At 64.4% G+C, this 24908-nt stretch carries 29 protein-coding genes and 1 tRNA gene; 26 read left to right on the top strand and 4 right to left on the bottom strand.

Features of this window, described 5'->3' with window-relative positions; translation table 11 throughout:
- The first annotated feature begins 69 nt into the window (after nucleotides 1-69).
- From ACZYZ7_RS31485 to ACZYZ7_RS31445, 9 genes are all read left to right on the top strand, one after another.
- Nucleotides 70-150: transfer RNA gene (locus ACZYZ7_RS31485), tRNA-Tyr, on the top strand.
- On the top strand, nucleotides 111-782 hold the full coding sequence (locus ACZYZ7_RS31480) for a hypothetical protein (protein ID WP_463742541.1): 672 nt from the start codon (nucleotides 111-113) through the stop codon (nucleotides 780-782). The genes ACZYZ7_RS31485 and ACZYZ7_RS31480 overlap by 40 nt, the downstream gene beginning before the upstream one ends.
- A gap of 24 nt (nucleotides 783-806) precedes the next feature.
- Nucleotides 807-1712, top strand: a complete 906-nt coding sequence (locus ACZYZ7_RS31475) for a hypothetical protein (protein WP_463742540.1) — start codon at nucleotides 807-809, stop codon at nucleotides 1710-1712.
- Nucleotides 1712-1978, top strand: coding sequence for a hypothetical protein (locus ACZYZ7_RS31470; protein ID WP_463742539.1), 267 nt, complete (start codon nucleotides 1712-1714; stop codon nucleotides 1976-1978). The genes ACZYZ7_RS31475 and ACZYZ7_RS31470 overlap by 1 nt, the downstream gene beginning before the upstream one ends.
- A 2-nt stretch (nucleotides 1979-1980) precedes the next feature.
- On the top strand, nucleotides 1981-2478 hold the full coding sequence (locus tag ACZYZ7_RS31465; RefSeq protein WP_463742538.1) for a hypothetical protein: 498 nt from the start codon (nucleotides 1981-1983) through the stop codon (nucleotides 2476-2478).
- Entirely contained in the window at nucleotides 2471-2818 is a 348-nt protein-coding gene (locus ACZYZ7_RS31460) for a hypothetical protein (RefSeq protein ID WP_463742537.1), read from the top strand. Before ACZYZ7_RS31465 ends, ACZYZ7_RS31460 begins: the two co-directional genes overlap by 8 nt.
- Complete coding sequence (locus tag ACZYZ7_RS31455) at nucleotides 2815-3084, top strand: hypothetical protein (protein WP_463742536.1); 270 nt, start codon at nucleotides 2815-2817, stop codon at nucleotides 3082-3084. The genes ACZYZ7_RS31460 and ACZYZ7_RS31455 overlap by 4 nt, the downstream gene beginning before the upstream one ends.
- Complete coding sequence (locus ACZYZ7_RS31450) at nucleotides 3081-3479, top strand: hypothetical protein (protein ID WP_463742535.1); 399 nt, start codon at nucleotides 3081-3083, stop codon at nucleotides 3477-3479. The genes ACZYZ7_RS31455 and ACZYZ7_RS31450 overlap by 4 nt, the downstream gene beginning before the upstream one ends.
- 27 nt (nucleotides 3480-3506) lie before the next feature.
- On the top strand, nucleotides 3507-4367 hold the full coding sequence (locus tag ACZYZ7_RS31445; protein WP_463742534.1) for a phage tail tube protein: 861 nt from the start codon (nucleotides 3507-3509) through the stop codon (nucleotides 4365-4367).
- Here ACZYZ7_RS31445 and ACZYZ7_RS31440 read toward each other — a convergent pair whose 3' ends face one another.
- The gene (locus ACZYZ7_RS31440) at nucleotides 4368-4652 is read right to left on the bottom strand and encodes a hypothetical protein (protein ID WP_463742533.1); all 285 of its coding nucleotides are present in this window, start codon (nucleotides 4650-4652) and stop codon (nucleotides 4368-4370) included. It abuts the gene before it with no gap.
- 128 nt (nucleotides 4653-4780) lie between these two features.
- Here ACZYZ7_RS31440 and ACZYZ7_RS31435 point away from each other — a divergent pair, with 128 nt between their 5' ends.
- The 17 genes from ACZYZ7_RS31435 (at nucleotide 4781) to ACZYZ7_RS31355 (ending at nucleotide 21748) form a co-directional block, all read left to right on the top strand.
- Complete coding sequence (locus ACZYZ7_RS31435) at nucleotides 4781-5263, top strand: hypothetical protein (RefSeq protein ID WP_463742532.1); 483 nt, start codon at nucleotides 4781-4783, stop codon at nucleotides 5261-5263.
- Nucleotides 5264-5361: 98 nt separating this feature from the next.
- On the top strand, nucleotides 5362-5652 hold the full coding sequence (locus tag ACZYZ7_RS31430; RefSeq protein WP_463742531.1) for a hypothetical protein: 291 nt from the start codon (nucleotides 5362-5364) through the stop codon (nucleotides 5650-5652).
- A gap of 48 nt (nucleotides 5653-5700) precedes the next feature.
- Nucleotides 5701-9996 (top strand): phage tail tape measure protein, encoded by a 4296-nt coding sequence (locus ACZYZ7_RS31425; protein ID WP_463742530.1) that lies wholly within the window; start codon nucleotides 5701-5703, stop codon nucleotides 9994-9996.
- Nucleotides 9993-11090: a hypothetical protein gene (locus tag ACZYZ7_RS31420; protein WP_463742529.1), complete on the top strand. Its 1098-nt coding sequence runs from the start codon at nucleotides 9993-9995 to the stop codon at nucleotides 11088-11090. Before ACZYZ7_RS31425 ends, ACZYZ7_RS31420 begins: the two co-directional genes overlap by 4 nt.
- Entirely contained in the window at nucleotides 11090-12808 is a 1719-nt protein-coding gene (locus ACZYZ7_RS31415) for a Gp37-like protein (RefSeq protein ID WP_463742528.1), read from the top strand. The genes ACZYZ7_RS31420 and ACZYZ7_RS31415 overlap by 1 nt, the downstream gene beginning before the upstream one ends.
- A gap of 69 nt (nucleotides 12809-12877) precedes the next feature.
- Entirely contained in the window at nucleotides 12878-13270 is a 393-nt protein-coding gene (locus ACZYZ7_RS31410) for a phage gene 29 protein family protein (RefSeq protein WP_463742527.1), read from the top strand.
- Complete coding sequence (locus tag ACZYZ7_RS31405) at nucleotides 13267-14331, top strand: phage tail protein (protein ID WP_463742526.1); 1065 nt, start codon at nucleotides 13267-13269, stop codon at nucleotides 14329-14331. The genes ACZYZ7_RS31410 and ACZYZ7_RS31405 overlap by 4 nt, the downstream gene beginning before the upstream one ends.
- On the top strand, nucleotides 14331-14615 hold the full coding sequence (locus ACZYZ7_RS31400) for a hypothetical protein (RefSeq protein WP_463742525.1): 285 nt from the start codon (nucleotides 14331-14333) through the stop codon (nucleotides 14613-14615). Before ACZYZ7_RS31405 ends, ACZYZ7_RS31400 begins: the two co-directional genes overlap by 1 nt.
- Nucleotides 14599-16752 (top strand): DUF7257 domain-containing protein, encoded by a 2154-nt coding sequence (locus tag ACZYZ7_RS31395; RefSeq protein WP_463742524.1) that lies wholly within the window; start codon nucleotides 14599-14601, stop codon nucleotides 16750-16752. The genes ACZYZ7_RS31400 and ACZYZ7_RS31395 overlap by 17 nt, the downstream gene beginning before the upstream one ends.
- A gap of 11 nt (nucleotides 16753-16763) precedes the next feature.
- On the top strand, nucleotides 16764-17093 hold the full coding sequence (locus ACZYZ7_RS31390; protein WP_463742523.1) for a hypothetical protein: 330 nt from the start codon (nucleotides 16764-16766) through the stop codon (nucleotides 17091-17093).
- A gap of 24 nt (nucleotides 17094-17117) precedes the next feature.
- Nucleotides 17118-17285, top strand: coding sequence for a hypothetical protein (locus ACZYZ7_RS31385; protein WP_463742522.1), 168 nt, complete (start codon nucleotides 17118-17120; stop codon nucleotides 17283-17285).
- Nucleotides 17282-17410 carry a hypothetical protein gene (locus ACZYZ7_RS31380; protein WP_463742521.1) on the top strand — a complete coding sequence of 43 codons (129 nt, stop codon included), beginning with the start codon at nucleotides 17282-17284 and terminating at the stop codon, nucleotides 17408-17410. Before ACZYZ7_RS31385 ends, ACZYZ7_RS31380 begins: the two co-directional genes overlap by 4 nt.
- An 80-nt stretch (nucleotides 17411-17490) precedes the next feature.
- Entirely contained in the window at nucleotides 17491-18444 is a 954-nt protein-coding gene (locus tag ACZYZ7_RS31375) for a peptidoglycan-binding protein (RefSeq protein WP_463742520.1), read from the top strand.
- Nucleotides 18444-19628, top strand: coding sequence for a hypothetical protein (locus tag ACZYZ7_RS31370; RefSeq protein WP_463742519.1), 1185 nt, complete (start codon nucleotides 18444-18446; stop codon nucleotides 19626-19628). The genes ACZYZ7_RS31375 and ACZYZ7_RS31370 overlap by 1 nt, the downstream gene beginning before the upstream one ends.
- A 16-nt stretch (nucleotides 19629-19644) precedes the next feature.
- Nucleotides 19645-20031: a phage holin gene (locus ACZYZ7_RS31365; protein ID WP_463742518.1), complete on the top strand. Its 387-nt coding sequence runs from the start codon at nucleotides 19645-19647 to the stop codon at nucleotides 20029-20031.
- A complete protein-coding gene (locus ACZYZ7_RS31360; protein WP_463742517.1) occupies nucleotides 20028-20498 on the top strand; it encodes a hypothetical protein in 471 nt (156 codons plus the stop codon). Before ACZYZ7_RS31365 ends, ACZYZ7_RS31360 begins: the two co-directional genes overlap by 4 nt.
- A gap of 347 nt (nucleotides 20499-20845) precedes the next feature.
- Nucleotides 20846-21748, top strand: a complete 903-nt coding sequence (locus ACZYZ7_RS31355) for a DNA adenine methylase (protein WP_463742516.1) — start codon at nucleotides 20846-20848, stop codon at nucleotides 21746-21748.
- Here the strand turns inward: ACZYZ7_RS31355 and ACZYZ7_RS31350 are convergent.
- The 3 genes from ACZYZ7_RS31350 to ACZYZ7_RS31340 all read right to left on the bottom strand — a co-directional run bounded on the left by ACZYZ7_RS31350 (nucleotide 21717) and on the right by ACZYZ7_RS31340 (nucleotide 24692).
- On the bottom strand, nucleotides 21717-23240 hold the full coding sequence (locus ACZYZ7_RS31350) for a hypothetical protein (RefSeq protein ID WP_463742515.1): 1524 nt from the start codon (nucleotides 23238-23240) through the stop codon (nucleotides 21717-21719). The two genes, ACZYZ7_RS31355 and ACZYZ7_RS31350, sit on opposite strands and share 32 nt — an antisense overlap.
- Before the next feature lie 350 nt (nucleotides 23241-23590).
- Nucleotides 23591-23776, bottom strand: coding sequence for a hypothetical protein (locus ACZYZ7_RS31345; RefSeq protein WP_463742514.1), 186 nt, complete (start codon nucleotides 23774-23776; stop codon nucleotides 23591-23593).
- A 43-nt stretch (nucleotides 23777-23819) separates the two neighbouring features.
- Nucleotides 23820-24692 carry a tyrosine-type recombinase/integrase gene (locus tag ACZYZ7_RS31340; protein ID WP_463742513.1) on the bottom strand — a complete coding sequence of 291 codons (873 nt, stop codon included), beginning with the start codon at nucleotides 24690-24692 and terminating at the stop codon, nucleotides 23820-23822.
- Nucleotides 24693-24908 lie beyond the last annotated feature (216 nt).

The raw sequence follows: 24908 nt of genomic DNA, 5'->3' as shown, positions 1-24908 counted from the left end.
GGAACCCTGCTCGCTTCGCATTCTACGCGCCCGCTCTGACCTGAACAACGGACATCTCGATCCACCCACGGGGGTGATGACGCTGGTGCGTCACCCGGACTGTAAATCCGGTGCGGAAACGCGGGGCAGGTTCGATCCCTGCCACCCCCACGACCACCTCGGCCGAAACGGCAGGGGACAACCCGAAACGGGAGAAAACACGCATGTCTGAAAACAGCGATCTGCCCATCCACCCGACAACCGGTCTGCGAGCCATCGGCATCGGCAAGCGCGGTCCGTGGTGGCCGGTCATGGGCGCATCGGAGGACCACGGGGCCGGCGACGGCGCCGCTGGTGGCGAAGGAGGCGGCCAGGGAGATCCCGCAACGGGAGTCCAGGCCGGCGAACCGAAGCCCACTGAAACAGTGGACTTTTGGAAGGGTAAGGCCCGCGAGTGGGAGGACCGCTCTAAGGCCAACTCCAAGGCCGCCGGCAAGCTGGCCGAGGCCAACGAACGGGCCGATACGGCGGAAGCTGAGGTTGCGACCGTGCCGGTGAAGATTGCCGAAGCGCTCAAGACCCATCTCGTTGCGCTGCACAAGATCTCCGATGAGGACGCTGAGTTATTCCTCACCGCAAGCGATCCCGATCAGCTGCTCAAGCAGGTCGCGGGGCTACTCGCTAAATCAGGTAAGCGGAAGAACAACAACTACGTGCCCGGCGAGGGCGCCACCACCACCACACCCGAAACCGAAGGCGGTATGCGCGAATTCGCGCGCAACCTCTTCGGCAACGGCAACTAGTAAGGAGACATCACCATGGCTGTCATGACCAGCAATATGCTCAACCTGCCCGACGAGAAGCTCGATCCGTGGCTGGGCAAGGTCAAGTTCGGTTCCTCGATCGCCACCCTGTCCGCCTCGGAGCCGATGAAGTTCGGCACCGGGGAGTTCATGACCTTCGACATCGGAGAAGCCGAGTACGTCGGGGAAGGCGCGAACAAGGGCGCCTCGACGATCACGCCGACCACCAAGAAGACCAAGCCGTTCAAGTTCCACAAGACGGTGCGGTGGACCAACGAGGTCGTGTGGGCCGACGAGGACCACCAGCTCAAGGTCATTGAGCAGATCCTCGCACTGATCCAGCCCGCACTCTCCCGTGCGCTGGACTTCGGTGTGTACCACGGCATCAACCCCACCGGTGGTGCCGCGGTGCCGGCGATGACCGAGTACCTGTCTCAGACCACCAACTCGGTGGTGCTCGGCGCTGGTGACGCGCCCCAGGTGGTTCTGGACGCCGCCGACGAGCTGGTGCTCGGTAACCGCTACCTGCCCAAGGATCTCGCGCTTGACCCGGTGCTGGCAGGTCGGTTCGGCAAGGTGCGCATGCCCGTGGGGGCCAACGGTGACCCGATCGGGCCGAAGATGTACCCCGACCTGACCTACGCCACCGCGCCCGCAGGTGTGCTGGAGAACCACCGGACCTCGGTGTCGGACACCGTGGGCGCAGTCGGCATCGCCGGCACCGCCACCAAAGTCGTGGGCTTTGACGGCGACTTCTCCGCGATCCGCTGGGGCATCCAGCGCGCAATCGGCATGGAGATGATCGAGTACGGCGACCCGGACGGCCAGGGGGACCTCAAGCGCAACAACCAAGTCGCGTTCCGCGCCGAGGTCGTCTACGGCTGGGGCATCGCGGCACTGCCGGCTTTCTCGAAGGTGGTGACGGCCTGATGCCGCGCTACACCAACGCGGCCGGGGTGCTAGTCGACATCCCGGCAGAACTGGCGGAACGCCTCGACGGGTACACGCCTGCCGAGATGGCAGAGGACCCAGCTCAAGACCTGGCGCCGGACGGCGGGTACACCCCCGCCGAGTGGGCCGACTGGCTGGAAGCCGAAGAGGACTACCACGCCATGGTCGAGACCTGGCTGGAGGCCGAAACGGCGGCCGCCGCACAGGCCGAGCCCACCACCGGCTCTCGCGCAGGCCGCAAGTAGCCATGGCTGAACCGCTGATCAGGCCGGCCGACCTGGTGCCGTTCGTGCCCGACATCGACATGGGCAAGGCCCAGGAGATGTGCGACGACGTGCTGGCGTTGGCCGGTCTGGCAGCGCCATGCCTCGATGACGAGGCCCTGGACCCGAAGAAAGCCAAGCAGGCCAAAGCGGTCCTGCGCGGCGCCGTCCTGCGGTGGAACGAAGCCGGTCAAGGTGGTCGCAAGCAGGTCACCGACGTGGCCGGACTGTTCCAGCACTCCGAGACGTACGACGACTCCCAGCCGCGGCGGTCGAACCGGCTCTGGCCATCTGAAATCGCCGACCTGCAGAAGATCTGCGCATCCGATGATGGTGGACGTAAAGCGTGGAGCTACGACACCGCCGGGGGCGGGGGTCTGCAGCACGCCGACACATGTGCGGTCAACTTAGGTGCCACGTTCTGCGACTGCGGGGCAATCCTTACCGGCGCCGGCCCACTGTGGGAGTCCTCGGGTGACTAAAACGCCGCTGCCGTTCACCTGCCAGCACGAGACCTATGCCCCGGCTGGCAAGGACGTGCACGGCAACATCAAACCTGGCTGGGCGGAGCCGGTTACCCGGGCCTGCGCCTGGTGGTCGCCGTCGTCTACCGAACCTCCACAGCCGCCGGCTGGCGGCAATCGGGTTATCCGCAACGTGGTCTTGATCCTGGATTCCTCGGTGGCAGTGGACCACCGGGACAGATTCACCCTCGACGGCCGAACGTTCGACGTCGTTGGGGTGGATCAGGACTACAACCACGGGCCGTTCGGGTACGTCCCGGGCCGCCTCGTGGTCAACCTCAGGAGGGTCGAAGGATGAGCGTACGCATCAAGATCAACGAGGCCGGGTTCCGTGAGCTGCTGACTGGCGCAGCGGCTCAGGGCATCCTCGACGAAGTGGCCGAAGACGTTGCCGACAAGGCGAATTCGGTTCCCTCAACAACGAGCCCACCGTATGACCAGCCGTACTACGAGGTCACGGATGGGTCGGATGAGGAACGTGCCCGACGTCGCATCATCGGCACCGGCGCCCGGTCCATGGCTCACGAGGCCAAAACCCATGCGTTGATCAGGGCCGTCTCGTGACCGTTGTCGTCGGCCCGGACGTCGAAGAGATCGCCGCCGTGTGCATCTCGACCGGCCTCGGGGACCTCGGGGCGCAGGGCTGGCCGGTCGCGACCGGGGTACCGAACCCCCGTCCTGACCGGTTCGTCAACTTCGTCGTCACCGGCGGCCGGAAACGCAATGCCCGCATCGCCAATCACCTCGTCACTGCCCGCATCCATCGGCCAAAAGCCGAAGCGGTCGCATGTGGCGAGGTGGCGCGTGGCATCGCTGGGGTGCTCGAAGCGGCCGCCGAAACCGTGTCGGCGGTGACGAGAGCGACGGTCGAATCCTGTGAGCGGTTCGATGACCCGGACCTACCCGAGGTCGCCGTCTACCAGACCGTCGTGGCCTGGACTATCGCAATTCCCGTGTAACACAACATCATTTGAAAGGACCGTGCCATGGCACACACCAACGTCAAGAACACCGGCGTGCTCGTTCCGAAGGCCACCGGCGGCATCTTCCGCTACCCGCTGGGCACCCCGTTGCCCACCGACCCGTGGACTCCCCGGCCCGTCGTCCCCAACTGGGACTCCCGCCTGGGCGGCGTCTCCAACGAAGGCGCCACCAGCAACACCAAGCGTGACACAGACAAGAAAAAGGACTGGAACGGCGACAAGGTCCGTTCTGTGCAGACGGGCAAGGATGACACCCTCAAGGTGACCTACATCGAGCCGCTGAACCCGCGGACGATGGAGGAGTACTTCGGGAAGGCCAACGTGACGGTCACGGAGGCCACGGCCGAGCACGGCACCCTGATTGCCGCGAAGAGCAACTCCGACGTGCTGCCGCACTACGCCTACATCATCGACGTCTTCGACGGCAACGTGCGCAAGCGCCGGTGCCTGCCCGACGCTCAGGTTGCCGAGATCGGAGACGAGGTATGGAAATCCGAGGATTGGTCGGTGTACCCGCTGACCTATGACCTGTTCCCGGACCTGGCCGGCAACACGTTCTACGACTACACCGAGCTGGACGACAAGCTGGTGACCACGGCGCTGACTGCCACGCTGACTGGCGGGCCGACCGGCGGTAGCTGGCTGTTCAAGGTGGCCGGCGAGCCCGCCACGATCGTCTTCGACGATGACGGCACGGAATTCCAGGCGAAGCTGGAAGCGCTGGTCAATGTCCGCTCGGCGACCGTCACCGGCGCGGCCGGCGGCCCCTACAGCATCAGCCTCGTCACCGCCGGGGCGGCTCCGGTCACCGTCGACGCATCGGGTCTCACCCCGGCCGGCGGCGTGACCATCGCGCCGGCCTAATCAGTCCTTGGTGGCCGCGTCCTCCTGGGCGCGGCCACCGGGCTGGTACCGGCGAACCAGCCCGATCCCCAGAAGCCCTACCGTCACTGCCCCGCTGATCAGCAACAGATTCTTGTCTTCCTTCTGCGCTCGGCACCCGTCCTCGTGGTACGCCCGCGAGTAGGTATCGCAGCTGTTGCTCGGGTGATGGTCGTTGTTCCACACCCCGATCCAGATCGTGAACACAAAAGCCACAGCGGCCAACGCCAACGCGACGCCGCCTTTGGCGCCCGACTTACCTGCCATCCCGCGAATGTACAGCCGAGTCACAAGCTGCATTCCAGAACCGTCTCCCCGCGCCGTAAACACACCTTGGCGCGGCGCGGGGAGGCTCCAAACGCCACAGCCAAGGTGAGCCAAGGTGAAACCGAAGAATGGCAAAGAGAAGAGACGACGAAGCGCCGGATCTGGCCGACGAACTGGCCCAGGACAATGCGGCGCTCGATCGAGAGCCGCTGTCCACCCACGAAGCGCTGGCCGACGCCCGCGCCCAGGCATCCGACGACGTACGCGACATGCTGCCCGAGCCGGTGCCGGGCGATCCCGACTATGACTGGTCTGGCCACTACGGCGCCGCCGAGCTGTACGTCCACACCTACCCCGATGGCCAGGTGGTCGCGTTGCGCCGGTTCAAGCACATCTACTCCAAGCAATGGCTGCGCAGCATCAAGAACCTGCCAACCGAATTCGACATCGAGTCCGCGGCGATCGACCGGGCCGCGTGCGAAACCGCCAAGGAATTGATCGACAACCGACCGTGCCCGGTTGATGGCCCTGACGACTTTCAGGCGCTGTGGAACGCTTGGACGGCGGCAGATAAGGCGAGTGACGGGGAAGGCACCACCGCGGGGGAATAGCGTGGCTGGTCGATCAGGTCACGGGCGATCTGGCCGACGCGATCACCCGTGACCTGCTCTCAGATCGGCTCGACTTCAACACGATTCACCCCCGCGACATGCGGTCCTACATCGAGTCGGCGCAACCCGGTACTGCGATCTACCACGTCCGAAACGGCGGGTGGACGCTCAGCGACTACCTGGCCGCTGCCCTGCTCGATGAACTCAGCGAAATCCGTTGGCGCTATGCCGCGCTCCATTTCGAGGGGTGCGCGGAACAGCCCTTCCCGGAACGGGTTCCGCGACCAGGCGGCGACGAGCCAGCGGATACCGGTCCGACATGGGACACCGTCGAGGACGTCACCGACCTCATGAGCCCACAGGTGCTCGAACTCATGAAAGGAATTTGACATGCGTTCTGGCGTAACAATGTTGGGGGGTGCATCATCCCGGAGTTGATGACTGCGTGGGTGACCTTGGCGGTCTCCGCGCAAGACATGCAGCGGGACATCACGCGCGTCCTGCACCAGGCGGGTCGCAACGCGAAGGTCACCCCCACGGTGGACAGTGCGAAGCTGTCTAACGAGGGCACCGCCAGCGGCCGGCGGTTCGGGTCCCGGTTCTCGGCCGCGGCGAAGCTGGACCCCAAGGTGGACACCGCCGGGATCGCCGGCCAGGGCACCGCAGCCGGCCGCAGCTTCGGCGAACGGTTCTCCGCTTCGGCCAAGACTGCGATGGCGACCATCGGTGTCGGGGTCGGGGTTGCCGCCCTGGCGTCACAGTTCAAAGCGGTCATGTCGGTCGGCATGGACTGGACCAACAACATGAACACCCTGACCGCGGTCACGGGTGCCACGGCTGACCAGCTCAAGCAGGCGGGGGACGCTGCCCGGGCCCTTGGCAACGACGTCTCGTTGCCGGCCACCTCGGCCAACGACGCCGCCGCGGCCATGACCGAACTCGCCAAGGGCGGGTTCACTGTTCAGCAGGCGATGGACGCGGCCAAGGGGTCGCTGCAGCTGGCCGCGGCTGCCGGCATCTCGGCCACTGACGCGGCCACGATCCAGTCTCAGGCATTGCAGGCTTTCGGATTGCAGGCAGCCGGCGCGGGCAAGATGTCGGACACCCTGGCCAACGCTGCCAACGCATCCTCGGCCGAGATCACCGACGTTGCCTACGCTTTGCAGGCCGCCGGCACCGTGGCCAATCAGTTTGGGCTCTCGGCTGAGGACACCGCCGCGGCGATCGGCCTGCTGGCCAACAACGGCATCAAGGGTTCTGACGCCGGCACCTTGCTCAAGACGTCACTGTTGGCGTTGACCGATCAGGGCAACCCAGCCCAGGGCGCGATCGAGCAGCTCGGCCTGACCGTCTACGACACCAGCGGCAAGTTCGTCGGCCTGCACTCGCTCTACGGGCAGCTCGGCGAGGCCGCCAAGCGGATGACCCCCGAGCAGTACCAGGCCGCTACCGCGGTGCTGTTCGGCTCGGATGCCATGCGTATCGCAGGCGTGGCGGCCAAGGACGGTTCGGCCTCCTATGACGCGATGCGCACCGCGATCGACCGCCAGGGCGCCGCGGCCGACGTCGCAGCGGCCAAGACCAAGGGCCTGCCGGGCGCGTGGGAGCGCGTCAAGAACGGCATCGAGGCGCTGCAGCTGAAAGCGTATGACGCGGCTGAGGGCCCGGTTTCCAATGTGCTGGACGGGCTTTCGGGTGGACTCGACAAGCTCGGCGACTCGTGGGACCGTCTGGCCGGAAACCCCCAGGCGCAGTCGCTACTGACCGAATCCAAGGCGGCTCTGGCATCGCTGAGTGAGAGCGCGAAGGGCGCAGCGCCGGCCCTGCTCAACATCAGCAAGTCGCTGGGGTCGGCCGCGGTCACCATCGGTGGAGCTGCCTGGAAAGCGTTCGTCGTCACGCTGGAAAGCGCGGCGGCCGTGGTGCGCGTCATCACTCCCCCGCTCAAGGTGATCGGCGACCTGATGTCCGAACACCAGGGGTTGGTCACCACCGCCGCGGCGGCCTGGCTCGCGTTCAAGCTGGTGCCCGGAATCATGGGCCGGGTCACCCCGGCGCTGAGGACGGTCAACACGGCGGTGTCCTCGATGGGAAAGACGGTCGGCGCAGCTGGTGGCGGGGTCAAGAACCTCGTCGACTCGTACCGGACCTCGGTGCAGTGGATGCGCCAGTCCAACCCGACCGTCTCGACTGCCGGCCGTGTGCTGTTCGGCATGGGGTCGCAGGCGCAGACCGCCAGTGCTCACTTGCGGGTGCTCGGGTCGAATGTTGGCGGCGCGGTCACCGGTGGATTCAACGCGCTCAAGGGCGCGGCCGGCGGTGTCGTGGGGGCGCTCGGCGGGCCGTTCTCAGCGGCGCTCTTAGTGGCCGGCGCCGCGTTTACCGCGATCGCATCAAAGAACGACGCTGCGACCACCTCGCTGGACAACTACAACGAGGCGCTCAAGCGGTCGAAGGACGCGCAAACCACCCTCAACGATGCGCTGATCGCCTCGGGCGGCGTGCTCGATGAGAAGGCCCTGGGGGACCTCCAAAACCGTCTCGGCACGCTCAAGGGCGAGCTGGACACTGAGGGCAACCGCACGGGTTCGTTCGCCGACCAATTCCGCGACGAATCCGGCAGCCTGTGGGGCGGTTTCAAGAAACAGATCTTCTCGCTCGGAGACAACCCCGAGGGCAACCTGGACACGAAGATCCGTATGCAGGCCGACACCGCGAAGTCGGCCAGCGCCGCGATCGACAACCTCAGCCTGTCGCAGGAGGAACTGGCCAAGCAGGTCGGCGGCGGCCAGCCGGTGTTCGACGCCCTGGTGGCCAACCTCGAAAAGCAGGGCGCCGGTGGGGTTGTCGCGTCCGAGAAGCTCAAGCAGCTGCGCATTGACCTACTGGGGGCGCAGCAGGCTGGCGCCACCGTCAACCCTGTGCTCAAGCAGCTCGGCGACGACGTCGTGGGGTCAGCCTCGAGGATAAAGACCGCGTTCGACGCCGTGCCGAAAGATGTGCCGATCAATGTGTCCGCACCGGGCGGCCAGGCCGTGTTTGACCTGTTGGTTCAGTTGGGGCAGAGGGTTTCCCAGGACAACGACAAGACCATCAACGTCGATGCACCCCTGGCCCCGGACGTGCTGGCCACTCTCAAATCGCTGGGCTACGAGGTCAAGAACAACAACGGCAAGCTGATCGTCGTCAAGCAGACCGGCGCCGAAGAGGCCTCCGATCAGATCGACAAGGCCGCCAAGGATCGCAAAGTCACGATCGAAGCGGCCTTCGCCGGCATCACCGCCTCGGGCACCGTCGAACTCGATCGGCCGGCGCGCCGAGCCAATGGCGCCATCGTTCCCTTCGGCGCCATCGTCCCGATGGCCAACGGCGGGCTGCGCTGGATCGACAAGCCGCAATCGGCCGGCATCTATCAGGGCCGCGGCGCGGGAACGATCTTCGCCGAGAAAGAAACCGGCGGCGAGGCGTACATTCCGCTGGCACGGTCCAAGCGTGGCCGGTCGATGGCCATCCTCAAAGAGGTTGGCCGGCTGTTTGGGGTCAACTCCAACGCTGAGGGCTCCATCACCGTCGATGACCTGAAATCGTTCGCCTCTGGGGTCGGTGGGCACAAGTACGCCTGGGGTGCCGGCAACGGCGACACATTCGATACCGACTGCTCGGGCGCGCAATCCACCATCGCGAACTTCATCACCGGCGCGGGTGGCCGATTCTCTACCGCCGACCAGTCCCAGGCACTTCTGGCCCGCGGCTTCCAGCAGGGCGATCCGCCTGCCGGCATCGCCGCCTACTGGGTGGGGTGGAAGAACGGCGGCCCGGGCGGCGGTCACACCGCCGGCACGATCGTTGACCCCGAAGGCGGCAACGTCAACGTCGAGATGGGCGGCAAGGCCGGCAATGGCCAGTACGGCGGCAGCGCCTCGGGGGCATCGGAATTCCCCAACCGGGCGTGGATCGCGCTGGCCGGCTACGGCGACGACCCGACCAAATCCGGCGGCGGTGGATCGTCCGCGGCGGTGCAGACCGCGCAGGCTCGCGTGACCGGCGCGAAAGCCTCGACGCAATCCGCCCAGAACGCCTACGACAAGGCCGATGCCGAGGTGAACAAGCTCAAGGCTGAGGGCGCGGGTGCCGACAAGGTCACAGCTGCGGAGAAGAAACGTGATGTGGCACAGGAGAAGCTGACCGCTGCGCAGGAACGGCAGAGCGCAGCTGAAACCCGACTCTCTGAGGTCAAGGACAAAGAAGCGCAGAAGGCCGACAAGGCGGCATCGGGCGGTGGTGACGGGCAGTCGCTGGGGCAGGGCATCCTCTCCGGTCTACTGCAAGGCATCGGCCTGGACGGCTCGGTCTTCTCCAACCCGCTGGAATGGCCCAACGTGAAATCGGCGATGGCTCTGGCCAACTGGGGTGGAGGGCTGGCCAAGGCATGGGCCGGCGCAGGCAACGAGGACCAGGCCGGCGGCGGCCTCGGCGGCGGAATCGGCAGCGGGCTTGCGGGGGGCCTCGGCATCCCCAACGCCGCGGACTTCCTCAAGCCCATACCGCCCCCGGGTTCCACCATGCCTCTACGCGGGCCTGACGGACAGCACGCCGGCAGCGGCGCAGCGCCCGGGCCGGCGCGCGGTGGGGACACCTGGAATATCTCCGGTGTCGCACCCAACGAGATCCTGCCGAAGATCGAGGCCCGCCAGAACTCGGCGCAACGTCGCCAGTCGGGAGCGTTGAAATGAGCAAGAGTCAGAGCAGCTGGCTGCCCTATGATCCGGTTCTCAACCGGGTGTCGGCGCCGACGTTCCAAGCCTGGGATGACATGGGGCCGTTCACCAAACAGCTGCAATCCGAACAGACGAAGATCGTCTACGTCTCGCCCGATGGTGAGCGGGTGTACACGTTGGCCGGCGGATTCAAGGGCAACTACGGGGTCATCCTGGCGCCAGGTCTCAAGGGGCACACCGGCGCCGCGTTTAGTCAGCTGTACTCGTCGGGGCCGTGGATGCTCGGCGAAGAGCCCGAGCGCACCGACTACCGCAAACGGGTCATCCACTTCGGCGTGCACTTCGGCCCACACCTCAACGCCGTAACGCGGCTGAAATACGCCGACACCGGCCTTGCCCTCGATGAGATCCGCGAGCAGTGGTGGGACGACTGGCCCGAGGACTCCGAGCTACCCATGGGGTTCTGGGGTGAATTCAGCCGCTTCACCGGCTGGCGCTGGACCCGGGTCCGCAACGGGGAACCCAACTTCGACGAAGTGGAGATCGACCCGAAGGCATACGGCAACAACTACGCCACCGCCGCGATGACCATCCACGCGCCGTTCCCGTTCTACGCCAAACGCGCACTGACCCGCGAGTGGCGCAACGACGAGGCCAACGAAGCTATCAACGGCCGCAACCATGGTGTGCTGCGACTGCCCAACCGCGGCGACTACGAACAGCACCCCAAGTTCATTGTCGAAGGCGCCGGCGAGGTGTCCATTCAGGACGGCATGACCGAGCGCATGGTGGAGCTGGAGATCCTGCCATCGGACGGCATGGTCCTGGTCGACACCGACCCGTCCAAGCGGACGCTGACCAGCGAGCATGACCCGATCGACACCGCGTTCTACAAGCTGATCCGCAACAGCGAGATCCTGGACTTCCTACTCGGCGATCTCACCAACGCCAAGGCTGGATTGCCGATCGGCCGGCGGGTGCCCGGCGGCATCGGATTCATGTCACCAATCCCGGCGCAGACCATGGCGGTCATCAAGGTCACCCACACCAACAAGGCCGGCAAGATCAGCATGATCATGCCCCAGTGGTACCGGCGCGGGGTGGCGTGATGGCCCGCAAGGTCTACACCGCCCCGACTGATCCGTTAGCCAAGTACCGGCTGCTCGACGGCCGGCGCGAAGTGTGGCGCCGCGCCAGCAAGCAGCCGCCGCTGATGCGAGTGCTCGACAAACAGCTGAACTACATGGGGACGCTGCGCGGTCAGGTCCGATCCGGGGACTGGGAACGGCTCTGCGATGACACCGGCGTCGGGAAAATCCGTGTACGACGCCAGGATTGGCTCGCTGATCTGATGGCCCGCGGCACTCGCTACCTCGAAGATCTGCACCTGGCCATCGACCCCAACCCCAACATCCGATCGTGGAAAACCCGTCTCGGCTACCGCATCCAGTCCGTGGTGGCAGTCAAGGACGAGGACGGCACCCACTGGGTCGAATTGGAACTGATGTCGCTGCGCGAGCACGCCAAGCACATCGCGATGATCCCCACGCCAGTGAGCGCACCGGAATTCCAGCCGATGAAAGCCTGGCTATGGGTGCAAAACGCGCGATCGGGCCTGGCGTTCTCGACATTCCTGAACCTGCTTCGGACGTTCTGGCCGGTCCTATCGCTGATCACCTCCTGGGCCGACCCCGTGCACTGGCTGACCACCCGCGCCGGCAACCTCTCTCCGCTGCACTGGCCGATCCAAGTCCAGTTCGTCAACCCGATCCTCGATACGTCCCGAATCGTGCCGATCGCGGCGAAAGCTCAAATGGTGCACGACATTCACGAGCCCATCGGTGAAGACACCGGCGTAACCCTGATCGACTATCTCTGGCTCGAAGAGGACGAAACCAGCCCGCACCCCGAGCTGGCGGCGATCGTGGGCGAGCAGCTCGCACGGCCCACCCGCAACTGTGTTGTTCTAGCGTTCGAGCAAAAGGACGGTGTCATCGGGCCGACAGGCACCGCCGCTGACGGTGCGATCTCGGCGATCGGGGCGATCCTCGACGACACGATCACCGAGGTGATCCTGCCGCTCGACCAAGACGGCGACGGGCTCACCGATCCACTGTTCCGCCGGCTGCTCGGCGTTGCTCCGGAGAAACCCTCGCTGGTATGGCGGGAGTGCAAACACTCAGGCATCATCACCAGCGCTCACCGAATGCAACGCGCCACTGCCCGCACCATCTGGACCGGTGGCCACTCACCGACGATCCTTAACCAGGCCATCACATTTGGTGTCCGCTATGGGTTGGCGCAATTGGAACAGGTGATCCCGTATCCAGGTAGCGCATACCAGCAACTCGGCTCCAGCGGGCTCGACAACGTCTACCAGGGCCAGGCCGACGATCTGTTCTTCAGTTGGCAGAAATTCACGAATCCTAAAGTGGCGCTTTGGCTTAACGACTACGCCCTGATCGACCACGTCGAGCCAGGGAACGGTTTCGCCTGGGTGGTTTCCTCGGCGCTGACCATCCGCCAGGGCATCGGCAAGACCGGGCCCGAGGTGAGTTTCACCATGACCACCCGCGACGGTCACCCCTGGGTGTACGGATTCGACTACCTCGCGGGCGACCGCGGAATGTGGGAGATCGACCAGATCTACTACGTCAACCAGATCCGCGGAATCAAATGGGCGGTAACCGAATCAACCGCCATGACACAGGACCTGGTCATCGGCAAGGCCAGAAAGCACGACGCATTCGAGGCCGGCATGAAAGCACTCGCTGATGGATGGAACGCGATCGGCTCGCTCATCGGCGGCGCCGCAATCGCGGCCTGAACCAACCTCTCCCTTTACCCCTGCACCCTTCGGCGGTCCGGGGTGATTCGTCATACCCGAAAGGACAGAATGACCGGCGACACGAAAGCCCGAGATCCCAAGGCGCGAGAGCTGATCGAAGCGGCGGCACGCATCACCGACGCGCTGGCGTTCGCTCGCGGCCCACGCGGTGAAGTGCTGTACCTCACCGACGACCAACGTGTCTGCTTCGCATTCCACCTCGCCCGCGCCGGCTGCGACGTGCACGCCGACAAAGCCATCATCAAGCGCCGCGCAATCCCTGATCGGCCCGGCCAGCTCCCCGGCGTCATCGACTGGGTACCCGTCGACACGCCCGACGATCGCAATGCCCCCGAACCGATCTCAGCTGTCGGCCCGGTGCCCGAACCGCCCGAGCTGCCCGACCTCGACGCCCTGGCGCCCTGGCACACCACCCCCCGAATCGAAGGAGACTTCACGTGACTTCCGCGATGACGCCCGCCGGCCAGCCGTTCCACATCATGGACGTGATGGCCATGCTTCACTTCTTCGGCTACCTGTCCGACGGAGATGTGCCCGGGCTGAACACGGTCACCATGGAAGGCATCGGTGACGACCTGGTGATCACCGTCCCGATCGCCAAGGGCGAAAAGGGCGATGATGGCCTGCCCGCGCCGGCCGTCGACATGCAGATAGACACCGAGGTCACCCAACCGTCCGATCTGCCGAGCAACCTCGGCCCGGGCGACAAAGGCAAGACGTGGTGGCTCGGTGACCTGCTGTACTACTGGACCGGCACCACCTACATCACGCGGCCGGCCGGCTACCCGGGCCGGCCCGGGCCCGTCCCCCAATTCACGGTGACCACCGAGGTCATCCCGCCGGACCAAACCAGCGACGTCATACAGGGCGGAAACGCGCTCAATCCGCAGCTGCATTTCAAGATCGCTGCCCCCCGAGGTTTCACTGGGCCAGCCGCGGCGATCAGGGCTGCCACCGACTACGACAACACGGCGCCTCCGAACAACGGTCAGATCCCGACGTGGAACGAGACCAAGCAGAAATGGGTCCCCAGCGACTTCGCAACGAAAGGCGTTCAGGCGTACTCGATCCCGGAGTCGGCATTCACCAACATCTCGCAGGTCGTCAACGGCCGCGTGCCGATCCTGACCTACCCGCTACCGGTGTTCGATTTCGCCTGGGTCCCGTGGGTTACCGGTCACTTCAAGGCATTCGGGATCGACCTGAATATATTGGACCCCTTCAAGATCGGCGCCGAGGTCCGCCTGGGTGATCCCAATACCGGGCAGATCATCGGCCGCGGCAAGGGCACTGTGGCGCAGGAAACCACGGTGGTCCCCCACTTCTCCACCCCGGGTGATCCAGACACCGCCGCCATGCCGGACAACGGCATCGGCCAGATCAACGCCGGGCAACAGGCCAACCTCACCGTCAACCTCGTCAACGACGGCCTGCTCGGCATGTACGCCTTCAACAGGACCGATGCCCAGCTCGGTTTCCTCGTCGTGCCACAGGGGCTCTGATGGCCTACACACGCGAACTGAGGACAGTTGTCCCCGTGCTGGCCGCCGAGCACACCGAAGCGGATGACGAGGTCCTGGTGTGGCTGGTCCGCGAAAGCTTCGAACGTGAGGCGGCCGGCCAGGGCCTGGTGATCACCGAGTGGCGCGACGGCGGCGACATGGACCCCGCCGACGTATCGCCGCAGACCGAGCGGGAAGTACTCAAACGGCCGGCCACCGACTACCGCTGGCGCATGTTCGAAGGTGTCGCGACGAGAGAGGTTGCCGGTGCCAGCCTCAATTGATCTCGGCCGCTCCGCGGCGATCACCCACAACCCCAACCTGCGCCTGGACCAAACCCTGCCCAAGCTGCCAGATTTCGACCCGGCCGACCTCATCGAGGGCTGGCTGAAGATCATCAAAGAGGCCACCGGCATCGACCTGTCGGGCATCGTGCAATTCCTCGACCAGGTCGGGGCAGCGCTGGGGCTCGGCGCCACTGGCGGCGTGCAAGCCTTCCTCAACTGGGTACGTTCGGTATTCGGCAACATTGACCTGACCAATCCGCCTACGCCTGAAGAGATTTGGGCGGCCGTCATGTCGGCGTTCGTGGTGCCGCTGAACCTGTTCGCGGGACTCATCGGCGGTCTGATCCCGGGTGGCCTGATCCCTGGCCTGGATGCCAGCAAGATCGTGTCCGGGCTATTCCCGATCAGTCGTATCGGGAATCTGCAGGACACACTGGACGCGCTCGACAACGCGATCGGCTCCATCCCCGGTGGACAGGCACTGATCGACACGATCTGTAATGCGTTGGGCGTAACGGGAACTGGCCACACGGTTACCGATGCTTACAACGCACTGATGAACATTCCCGGCCCGAACATCGGATCGCCTATCGGTGCGATCAACGTTCCTGGTTTGGACGGGTCGAAAATCACTTCGGGCACGATCGCGCAGACGTTCCTGAATATCTTGAGCATTCCGGGTTCGATCGTGGCGGGGCTGTTGTCGGGCGCGAACATCCCAGTACTGGACGCCAGCAAGATCGGCACCGGCAGCTTCGCACAGTCGAGAATTCTTGGTCTCGTGGCAGATCTTGGCGCCGCGAACACGAACGCCAACAACGCGAATACCAAAGCGCAGAACTGGATTGACGGCTTCTGGAATGGCTACCGGGGCGATACCGCCTCTGGTGTCGACGTGGCTGACGCGCAGGATCAGGCCGCAGCAATCGCCGAGACGCAGGCGGCGCTCGCGTCTGCCCTCGCCGCGCTGCAGTCCGACCAGGACGGCTCCACATTCAACGGGGTATCCGGCACCGACACGTTCGACCGCGTGACCGCCAGCGGGGCGGGTGGCCCGGGCTTCTGGTCGGAGTCCTGGGCCGGCAACCCGACCACCGGCATCTACTGTGACGGCGCCGATCTGCGCATGAAGGACTCGACCAGCGGCGTGGGCGGCGCGTCGGTGGAAATGCGTTGCCTGAGTCCCGTTTTCGGGCACACCCTCACCAGCTACCAGAAGATCACGTGGACCTGCGGGGCGATCTCGGGTGACAACCCTGCCGGCGCGTCCAGCATCATGCAGCACACCCGCTTGAAGTTCCGCGAGAACGACGCTGAGACACAGTACGGATTCCTCGAGTTCGGCGGCAATAGCCAGGCTCAGTGGGGCTACAAAAACGGCGGCTCGGACACCCTGGTTGGCTCGCCGTTCACGCTGGCCGAGCCCACAGCGGGCGTGAAAATCGTGCTCATCATCGGCACCAACAACGTCACTGGACTGCGCAAGTACCAGGTGTTTCGCAACAACGTGTTCATCAGCGAGTGGGACGACTCCAGCAGTACTTTGGTTGCGGAGGGCACCAATAACCTTGGATGGGGCGCGCAACTGTTCTGGGGCACATGGCTGTTCGCCACCACCAACACTCAGCACAGCCCGCCGTCGATCGGGTCGATGTCGATCTCCGACAACGTGCCGCCCACGTACAAGGGCACCACCGCGCGCATCTACCGGGCGTCGGGCACCGGGGTGTCATTCCCGGCGGCGACGGCCGGCCAGTTCGTCCCGGCCAACTTCTTCGACACCGTGGACTACTGCACGTCCGATATAGCCATCACCTTCGGCCGCAGAATGACGGTCACCAAAGAGGGCAGCTACATCGTCGTGGGCCGCATTCTCATGGGCAACTGGGGCGCGAATAACGAGGGTTACCTGGGCCTGTACAAGAACGGGGTAATGGCCCGAAGGGGCGACGGCTTCGGCGCCTCAAACATCGGCAACAACACGGCGTATTGGGAGATGGCCACCTGGACCATCTACCTGGTGCCGGGCGACTACGTCGATCTGGCCTATGTCCACGACGCCGCGCAGAGCAATTGCCGCGGTGAGGCATCCGGCACCGAAACCTATTTTGAGATAACTCGCATAAGTGGATGAAGGGAATAACAATGCCGCAGGCAGACACAAACTCCTACGAAGTGACCTACGAGCATTTCGATACGATCGACAAATTGCCCCGGATTCTCACGCTCATGCTTGGGATCAATTACAACGTCGATCTGAACGCTAATCGCGTCATCATTCCCGCCGTGCCGGCCGAAGGTGAGAACCCCGGTACCCCGGAGCAGGTCATCGACACTGTGACGCTACAGATCAGCAAGAACGGCGTGAACCCCGTGACGCTCGTGCTGGACCGGGTTCTCGTGTGGGACAACAACCGGCTGTCTGTGCTCAGTACCTCCGATTTCCTGGCCCGCTACACCCCCCGCGCCGCCTAGAGCAATCCGAAAGGAAAAACTGGTATGGAACGTCCAGAAGTCAAGCAGTGCACCGACCCCGAGTCACACCTGTTCGGCGCCGTCGCCGTCCAGGCCGGTGAAGACCGTTGGGGAGTCATGCACCCCGTCAACGGCGGCCACTGGGCTACCACCGCCGAGGTCAAGGACTGGCCCGCCGGCACGTGGCCATGACCCGAGCACTCGCGCTCGGTGTGTCCATCGGCGCTGCGGTGTTCGGTGTAGCCGCCGCCGCGTTCTGCTACGGGGTCTGGCCGATCAGCGTTCTGCTCGACCGCGACACCATCGCCCCCTTCTAACTCTCAACTCTCGCTTCATCGTTCGCCCCGGCGCCACTTGGTGACCGGGGTTTCTGTTGTGCTCGAAAGGAACTGACATCATGACCGAGAACGGCTGGCCCGCGTGCGGCCCCGAGCTGCTCGACCGAAGCGCAGTGCCCGGCACCAGCATCGTGATCCCGCTGCAGCGCGGCATCCCGAGCAGAATAATGAAGGCCTTCGCCGCCGACTTCCACGCCTACGCCGAGTCGCTCTACAACGCCCGCGGCGGGACAGATGAAGGCGGCTGGACCCCAACCAATTCCGTCGCGACGTCGAATCACCTCGGCGGCACCGCGATGGACCTCAACTGGTCCGACCACCCCATGGGCAACGCGCTCGCTGGATACACCGCCGCCGAAACCGCGGTCGTGCGTGAGCTTCTCGCGTTCTACGAAGGCATGATCTTTTGGGGCAACGACTGGAATAGCCCCAAGGATTCGATGCACTTCCAGATGGGCTACAACACCTACAACAACCAGGCCAAGTGCAACGACTTCATCAAGCGCAAGATCCGCGCCGACGGGTTCAGCACGTTCCGCCGCGGCGGCACCGGTGGCGGCACCACCCCGGCGCCGACACCGGCCGAGAACATCTATGCCCAGCTGGGCGACAACAACGATCGCGTGCGCAGCCTGCAACAGTTCATGAACGACAACTTCAGCGGCTACTCGGATCTCGCGGTCGACGGCGACTTCGGGCCGGCCACCGAACAGGTCGTCAAGACGTTCCAGGCCCGGGTGAGTGTCGCTGCTGACGGCATCGTTGGGCCGGTCACCCTGGCCAAGCTAGTCGATCACGGCTACGTCCCGCTGGGGACGATCTCGGCGCCGCCGCCAGCTCCCGCCGGGTTCGCCTACCCGTCGCACGACGAGATGGTGAAGCAGATGTGGGAACAGTTCTTTGGCCCGGAAGCCAAAGGCTGGCCCGACCTGTTCGGCAAGCTCGCTGACGGCAGCCGCGGCAAGTTCACCGTCGAGGCCGTCGCCGACCTGCACGCGGACGCCGGCCTCTGATGACGGAGCTGCGGTACGGCGGCGCCCAGGCCGCCGAGGCGATGGCCTGGCAGCGCGCCATCCGAGACTTCGCCAAGTCCTACGCGCTCGCCGCAGACGGCGGCCCGCTCAAGGTCGACGGGTGGATCGGCGACGACGATGCCAAGGTCGCCGCCGAATACCGGCACCGGCGCACTCTGCCGGCACCGCCGCCGGGCATCGTGGTGACCCACGAGGAGTACGGCGCGTTGGTCAAGACCGCGCCGGCACCACCGAAGCCCCGGCACCTCGGCGTCATGTTCCGCGGAACCGGCGGCGTCATCGGCCTGGACCTCGTCAGCCGCGTCTGCCAAGGCGCCACCGACCTCGTGGAGGAACGCAACCCGGAATGGCCGGCCAGCATGGGCGGGCTGCCACCCGGCGCGGCCGTCACACCGTCGATGAACAAGGCGGTTCAGATCGCCGTCGCGGCCGGCGCTCGTGAGATCCAATCCGGCCGCACGTTCATCCTCGGCGGCTACTCGGCCGGCGCGCACGTGGCCGCGAAGCTGCGGGCCATGCTCGAACCCGGACAACCGCTGGCCGAGTACCGCCGAAACTACGTGTGCGGATTCGCGTTCGGGAACCCATCGCGGGCGTTCGGGCACACCTACTACCTCGGTGCCATCCCCGGCGGTCGCGGGATCTCCGACTTCATCATGCCCGCCGGCACGCTGGGCTGGGATTGGTGCGATCTCGTGCATCCCGACGATATGTATGCCAACGTCCCGCTCGGCGATGCCGGGGACATCATGACCGCGATCTACCAGGCTGTCACCGACACGCAGCTGTCGGACCCGATCGGCACACTGCAGGCGATTATCGCGGCGATCCCGAAAGTCCTGGCCGAGGCGGGCGTTTCGATCCCGCTGCTCGCGCAGCTCGGCGTCGGTGCGCTGTCTGGGAATCCGATGGCGCTGGCCGGCGTGCTGCTGCCGGTACTCGTGTCGACGCTCGCCGGCCTCGTTGGCGGGGCGACCGGGGGCCAGCTGACCGGGCCGGCCGCCGCGGTCCAAGCCGCGATCATCGCGCTCAAGTTCGCCGCGTCGGGCACCGCAGCGCACATCAACTACCACGCCTGGGAGGTCTGGCCCGGCCAGACCTACCTCGGCTTGGCGATCCAGCACGTCCGCGACTGGGCCGGCCGCACGCCGGTCCGCAACTGAAAGGCGCAACAACGCAATGGTCGATCAACCTGCAACCCCCGTCCTGCAGCTGCCTAGCTGGTTGGGCACTCTCGCGGCCAAGATCAATCCGGCCCAACGGGAAGGTTGGTACCGGGCGATCTCCGGGCTGTTCCTGATGCTGTGGGCTATAGGTGTGCTCACTCAGGACGAGGCCGCGAAGTGGACACAGTTCGGGATCGCTACCGTGACACTGCTGTTCGCCGCCCTATACGCCACCTCAAGCTGGCGGCTGGCCCTCTACGGGCTGATCGTGCCGCTGGCGGGCCTGCTCACCTGGTACGGCATCGCCACCGGTATCAACTGGCCCCTGGTGACCGCCGCCGTCGCCCAGGTGCTCGGCATCACCACAGCCGCAGCCAAGACCGTGCAGGCTGCCGCGTGACCCTGCCCGAAGTCATCCGAGCGGCCGCCGAGTACTACGAGCCGAACGATGCCATCGGGCTCGCCGGCCTGTTCATCATCGGCTTGCCCAGCATCCTCGCGGCAGTGGCCAGCGTCGCCGCCATCGTTGTCAGTGTCCGCGGGCAACGCAGGGGCAAGGACCGCCGCGAGGAAGATCGGGCGGTCCTCAACGACGTCAGCGAGAAAGTCAACGTTCTGCCCGATGTACAGCGGAAGGTCGACGTCGTCCGCAACAACGTGCAGAACGGCCACTCCGATCAGCTGCGCGATGACCTTGACAGGCAGTTCGCCGCGATTCATCGGAAGGTCGAAGAGAAGTTCACCGAGCAGGCCCGTGACCTGCGAGCGATGAGAAACGATGTGCGGCGCGACATCGGCGGTATCCGCGAAGAGATCCGCACAGAACGGCAAGAGCGCATCGAGGGCGACAAGCGGCGCTGCCAGTGAAAGGTGGGGAATGGCGTGCGACCTGGCCCGCACGGGTGCTGAGGTCAGCATTCACGTATCGCCAGATCAATAACTATGTAACGGATACGATCGTTACATGGAAGGGTTTGCCAACCTGTCAGACGAAGAGCTAGACCGGCGAATCCAATGAACCACGACATGAGCGGATGCGCCGAGCCGGCAAGACACAGAAGTGTCTCAGTTGCGCACGCCCCTTCACCGGTCGCCGCGGCGCCCGCTACTGTTCAACTTCATGCCGCGTTCGGGCCTGCCGCTCACGCGCAAACAAGGACATAGCCCGGCCAGATAGGAATGCTTCAGTGGCGACAAGAACTACGCCGGCGCCGTTGACCATCAGGGCCGAAAATCGCAGTGCGGCCGCCAGTCCGCTGCGCTACCCCGGAGGCAAAGCCGCTCTCGCCGGCTTCTTTGCCGACATCATCAAGCGCGTTGGGATCCGCTCCACCACATACATCGAGCCCTACGCGGGCGGCGTCGGCGCCGGCATCGTGCTTCTCCAAAAGGGCCTGGTGCGCAGGCTTGTCATCAACGACATCGACCCCGCTGTGTACTCCTTCTGGAAGTCGGTCACTGAGCACCCTGAGGAATTTGCCTCCGCGGTACTGGACGCCCCGCTGAACGTCGACGAATGGCGAACCCAGCAAGCGATCTACCGCCAGGCTGATGAATCTGACCCATTCGCACTAGGATTCGCGTTTTTCTACCTCAACCGCACCAACAGATCCGGGATCTTGAACGCGGGCCCAATCGGCGGCGTCAAACAAACCGGCAACTACAAAATCGATGCACGCTACAACCGAAAACAGTTGGCAGACCGCATACTTGCAATCGGAGCGCTCGCAGATCGAATCACTGTTCTCAGTGTCGACGGCATGTCAGTCATCCGCCGCTACATACGCAAGAAATCATCGTTCATCTACATTGACCCTCCCTACGTCGACATGGGAGGAAGCCTGTACCTCAACGCATTTACGCACCGTGACCATGCCGACCTCGCCCAGCTCCTCACCGAAGAACGCAACGGCAAATGGGTACTCACCTATGACCCATCAGATTTCATTCGGCGCCTGTACCGCCACCATGACGTCCATGACTACCAGCTGACCTACAGCGCCAACAGGCCGGGCAAAGCTCAAGAGCTAATGATCGCGTCGGACCCGGTCTCGATAACACTCGCCAACCAGCTAGATCCGACCTTCAGCCAACAATCGTCACAACGATCGGCTTGATGCGCTCCCACGCTTCATGCACGTCCGCCGCTCTTACGAACGAGTCGGGATCATGATTGCTCGCGTTAAGTGAATACGCGGTGCCGGCATACTGATCGGCTGTCATCTTGCCCTTGCGATTAATCGAATTGATAAGGCCCGTCATGCGTCGGTCGCTTTGGAACTCCTTGCTCAGCTCCTCGACGCATCCCTTAAGCATCTTGTCCCCCAACGGCTTACCAAGTCGAGCAAAATAGTCCTTGATCGCGCACTCGAAAACCGTGCGAACCAGATCATGTGCGGCATTGGGGAAATCGCGAAGGTCGAGCCGTCTCAACTCCTCCAACCGCCGACGCAGACCAGCCGAATTTCCGTTGTACTCGAAACCTGTGAAGTCCAGCCGAGCGAGAGTGTCGCCACGGTTTGGCCCCCGCGAGCCGGCGCCCGATCCGCTCCCATCATCACCCGAGTCCTGAGTGCCATTCCTCTGACCGCTGCCCGAGCCCGATGCATCCGCATCAGAAGCACCGCCGGAGCCCTGGCTAGCTCCGCTGCCGACACCGCCACCGCCACCGCCGCTCTGTGCATCTTCGCTCGAATCCTCGGACCCCTGCGCAGTATCGTCGGCCGACGTCGCGTTCCCTTGCTCGCCCGAGATAACCCGCGACAGCCGGTCTACGAACAAGACGTGGTCGGGGTGACGCTCCTTAAGTTCGTTCGAGCGGGTGTTCAGCGTTCCGTCCTTGAATCTTCCGAGCAAGTACATCAGTCCGCGAAGTTGCCCAGCGTTCAGCTTTTTCGTTCGCAAGATTCCGTCGTCATCGAACTCCAGTCCGAGTAACTCACGAATACGGGGTCGGTCATAGGCGTATTCGAAGGAAGTCATCTTGAGCTGACTCGACTTGACGAACTCCTCCAGTTCCTTGTCGTTGTATCGCACGGACCGGATGAGATCCCGCATCTCGCCCATGCGGATGAAGCCAACGATTTTGCCGGACTCTCTCGGATAGGACGTACGCAAGTCGTCTACCGAAGTCGTCTCTGAGAGCTGAGCATGGAAAAAGACTGCCTGCTGTTCGCGGAGCCAAGACCGTTTCGGCTTTCCCGTATGAAGGCGAGCAAGTACCGGTTGAGCGGCAGCCCGTGATGGTGCCACCATCACGCGAATCTCGGATGGGCGGTCAGCGTCCGGAAAGCGACTGAGCAAACGGTCCATCACGGATCCAAACCTGCCCAAAAGCTCCGGATCGCGCATACCCTTCAACGCGGCGACGCGCCGATTAGCTTCCAACACAGTGTATTTGCCATCTTCAGACACAACGAGCGGCATCTCGTTATCGATGTAGCCATCACGGAGAAGGTCGCGCGCGAGACCGAGAAGGTCCTCGGCCTCGCACAAATAGGTCGCGATTCCCTGTTCATCGAGATTCTCGACAGCGATTCGCACGTTCTTGGTGTCAAGCACAAGGTCCTTGAGCGGAACGTCGATGATTGGCCACTGCCCGTTCGCCATACTCAACTCACTTCCCCGTGTCCGCACGGGACTTGCCCTCAGCCTGACTACAGGCGTGAGGGCAAGTCCGACTTTGCTGAAGCTTAGTGCCACCTGCGAATGGCGTGATGCGATTTATGTCACAAAAGTAACGCCACCGTAAGCTGTGACTCATGCCTCACGTCGGCGACCTGGTGCCCACCACCAAAGGCGGCTGGATGACCCTGCCGCCCCAGCGTTGCCCAAATGGGCATTCGCTCACTGGCGGCCGGGTGCTCGTCGGACACGCGCCGTGCTCATGCGGGATTCGAGGCGGTCACACCTCGTGGCGGTGCTGCGAGTGCGACACCCCTGTGTACGGGCCGGCGCTATCAGCCGACTGTCGGCCTCTCGCTGGGCCCGCTGCCATCCGCGCGTAACCGTTCATCGAGTAGCCGGTCAACCACTGACGTGGAGCGCACCGGGTCGCCACTGCCAGCGCAGGCGGCTCGGTACGCCGCCAGGGCGCGCAGCTCGGCCTCAACAGTCTCCGGTTGACGGGCTGCAGGCGTTGTCATGTGCGGGATCGTATTGCCATCGGCGGGGAGCGCGATGCGGAACCTATGCCACCGATTCCTCGATGTCGCGAGGAAGGCCACGGAATGGATCAAGACGATTGATGGCGTCGTGCCGACGCACGTCGGGGACCTTGGTGTAGATCTGCGTGGTAGCGACCGATCGGTGGCGCAGAAGCTCTTGCACCGTGCGCAAGTCCGCACCGTCATCCAGAACCGTCGTACCCAACCAATGCCGCAGGCTGTGCGCAGTTCCGCGGGCACCGGCTCGACGCATCGCATCACCGATGATGTCTGAGACCCCCTTGCCGCGGACATGATCGCCTGGGCGACGGCTGTTGGACGGGAACCACCAGCCGCGGCGCGGCATCGTGAGCGAGGCATCGACAAGCAGCGGATGCAACGGAAGCCAGTTTTTGGACCCGCCCTTGCCCAGCACGTAGATCCGGGGGCCGGTGACGTCGAGGTCCTCACCGCGTACCCGCGCGATCTCGGAGACGCGCATTCCGGCCAACGCCCCGAGGAGGATCATCACGCGCGTTCGGTGGTGCATCCGGGTCAGTAGTAGGTCTACGAGATCGGCATCGGGAACCGGACGCGGAACACGATCGGGATACCGCGGTGTCGGCAACTTCAACATCGGATCGCCAGGGCGGTGATCCATTACGTTCAGCCATTTGAACCAGGCCCGGAGATAAGAGTGGTACGTGGCCGCGGTCGACTGGGACCACTCGGTGTGGCACGCCAGCCACCTCATGAGGTCTATAGGTTGCGCCGAAACGGGGGAGACACCAGTTTCCTCGGCAAACTGCGCGATGACCCTGATGCGCTCAGTGATCGTGACCGGCGACATCCGGGCGGCGTATTGCCAGAGTTCCCATTCCTGGATCAATGGGTGCTGAGCGTAACTAACCTTCATGGCCGTCAGTTTGGTGTGCTGCGACTCAGCTTCACAGATCTTTGCGATCACAACGTCATCACGATTGCCATCGGCAAGTGGCATTGCTCGCAGTCGGCTATTGGCGTTCACGCGACGCGCCTGTCCGGAACTTCGTAAGCTACTTCCGCAAGTTCGCCCTCAAGTTCCGACCTGATAATCCGCAGGTCGTAGGTTCGAGCCCTACTGGGGGCACCA

This window comes from Mycobacterium sp. IDUB_17 (assembly GCF_055419465.1).
The sequence above is the reverse complement of the archived record's forward strand: the minus strand, read 5'-3'. Positions and strand labels throughout refer to the sequence as shown.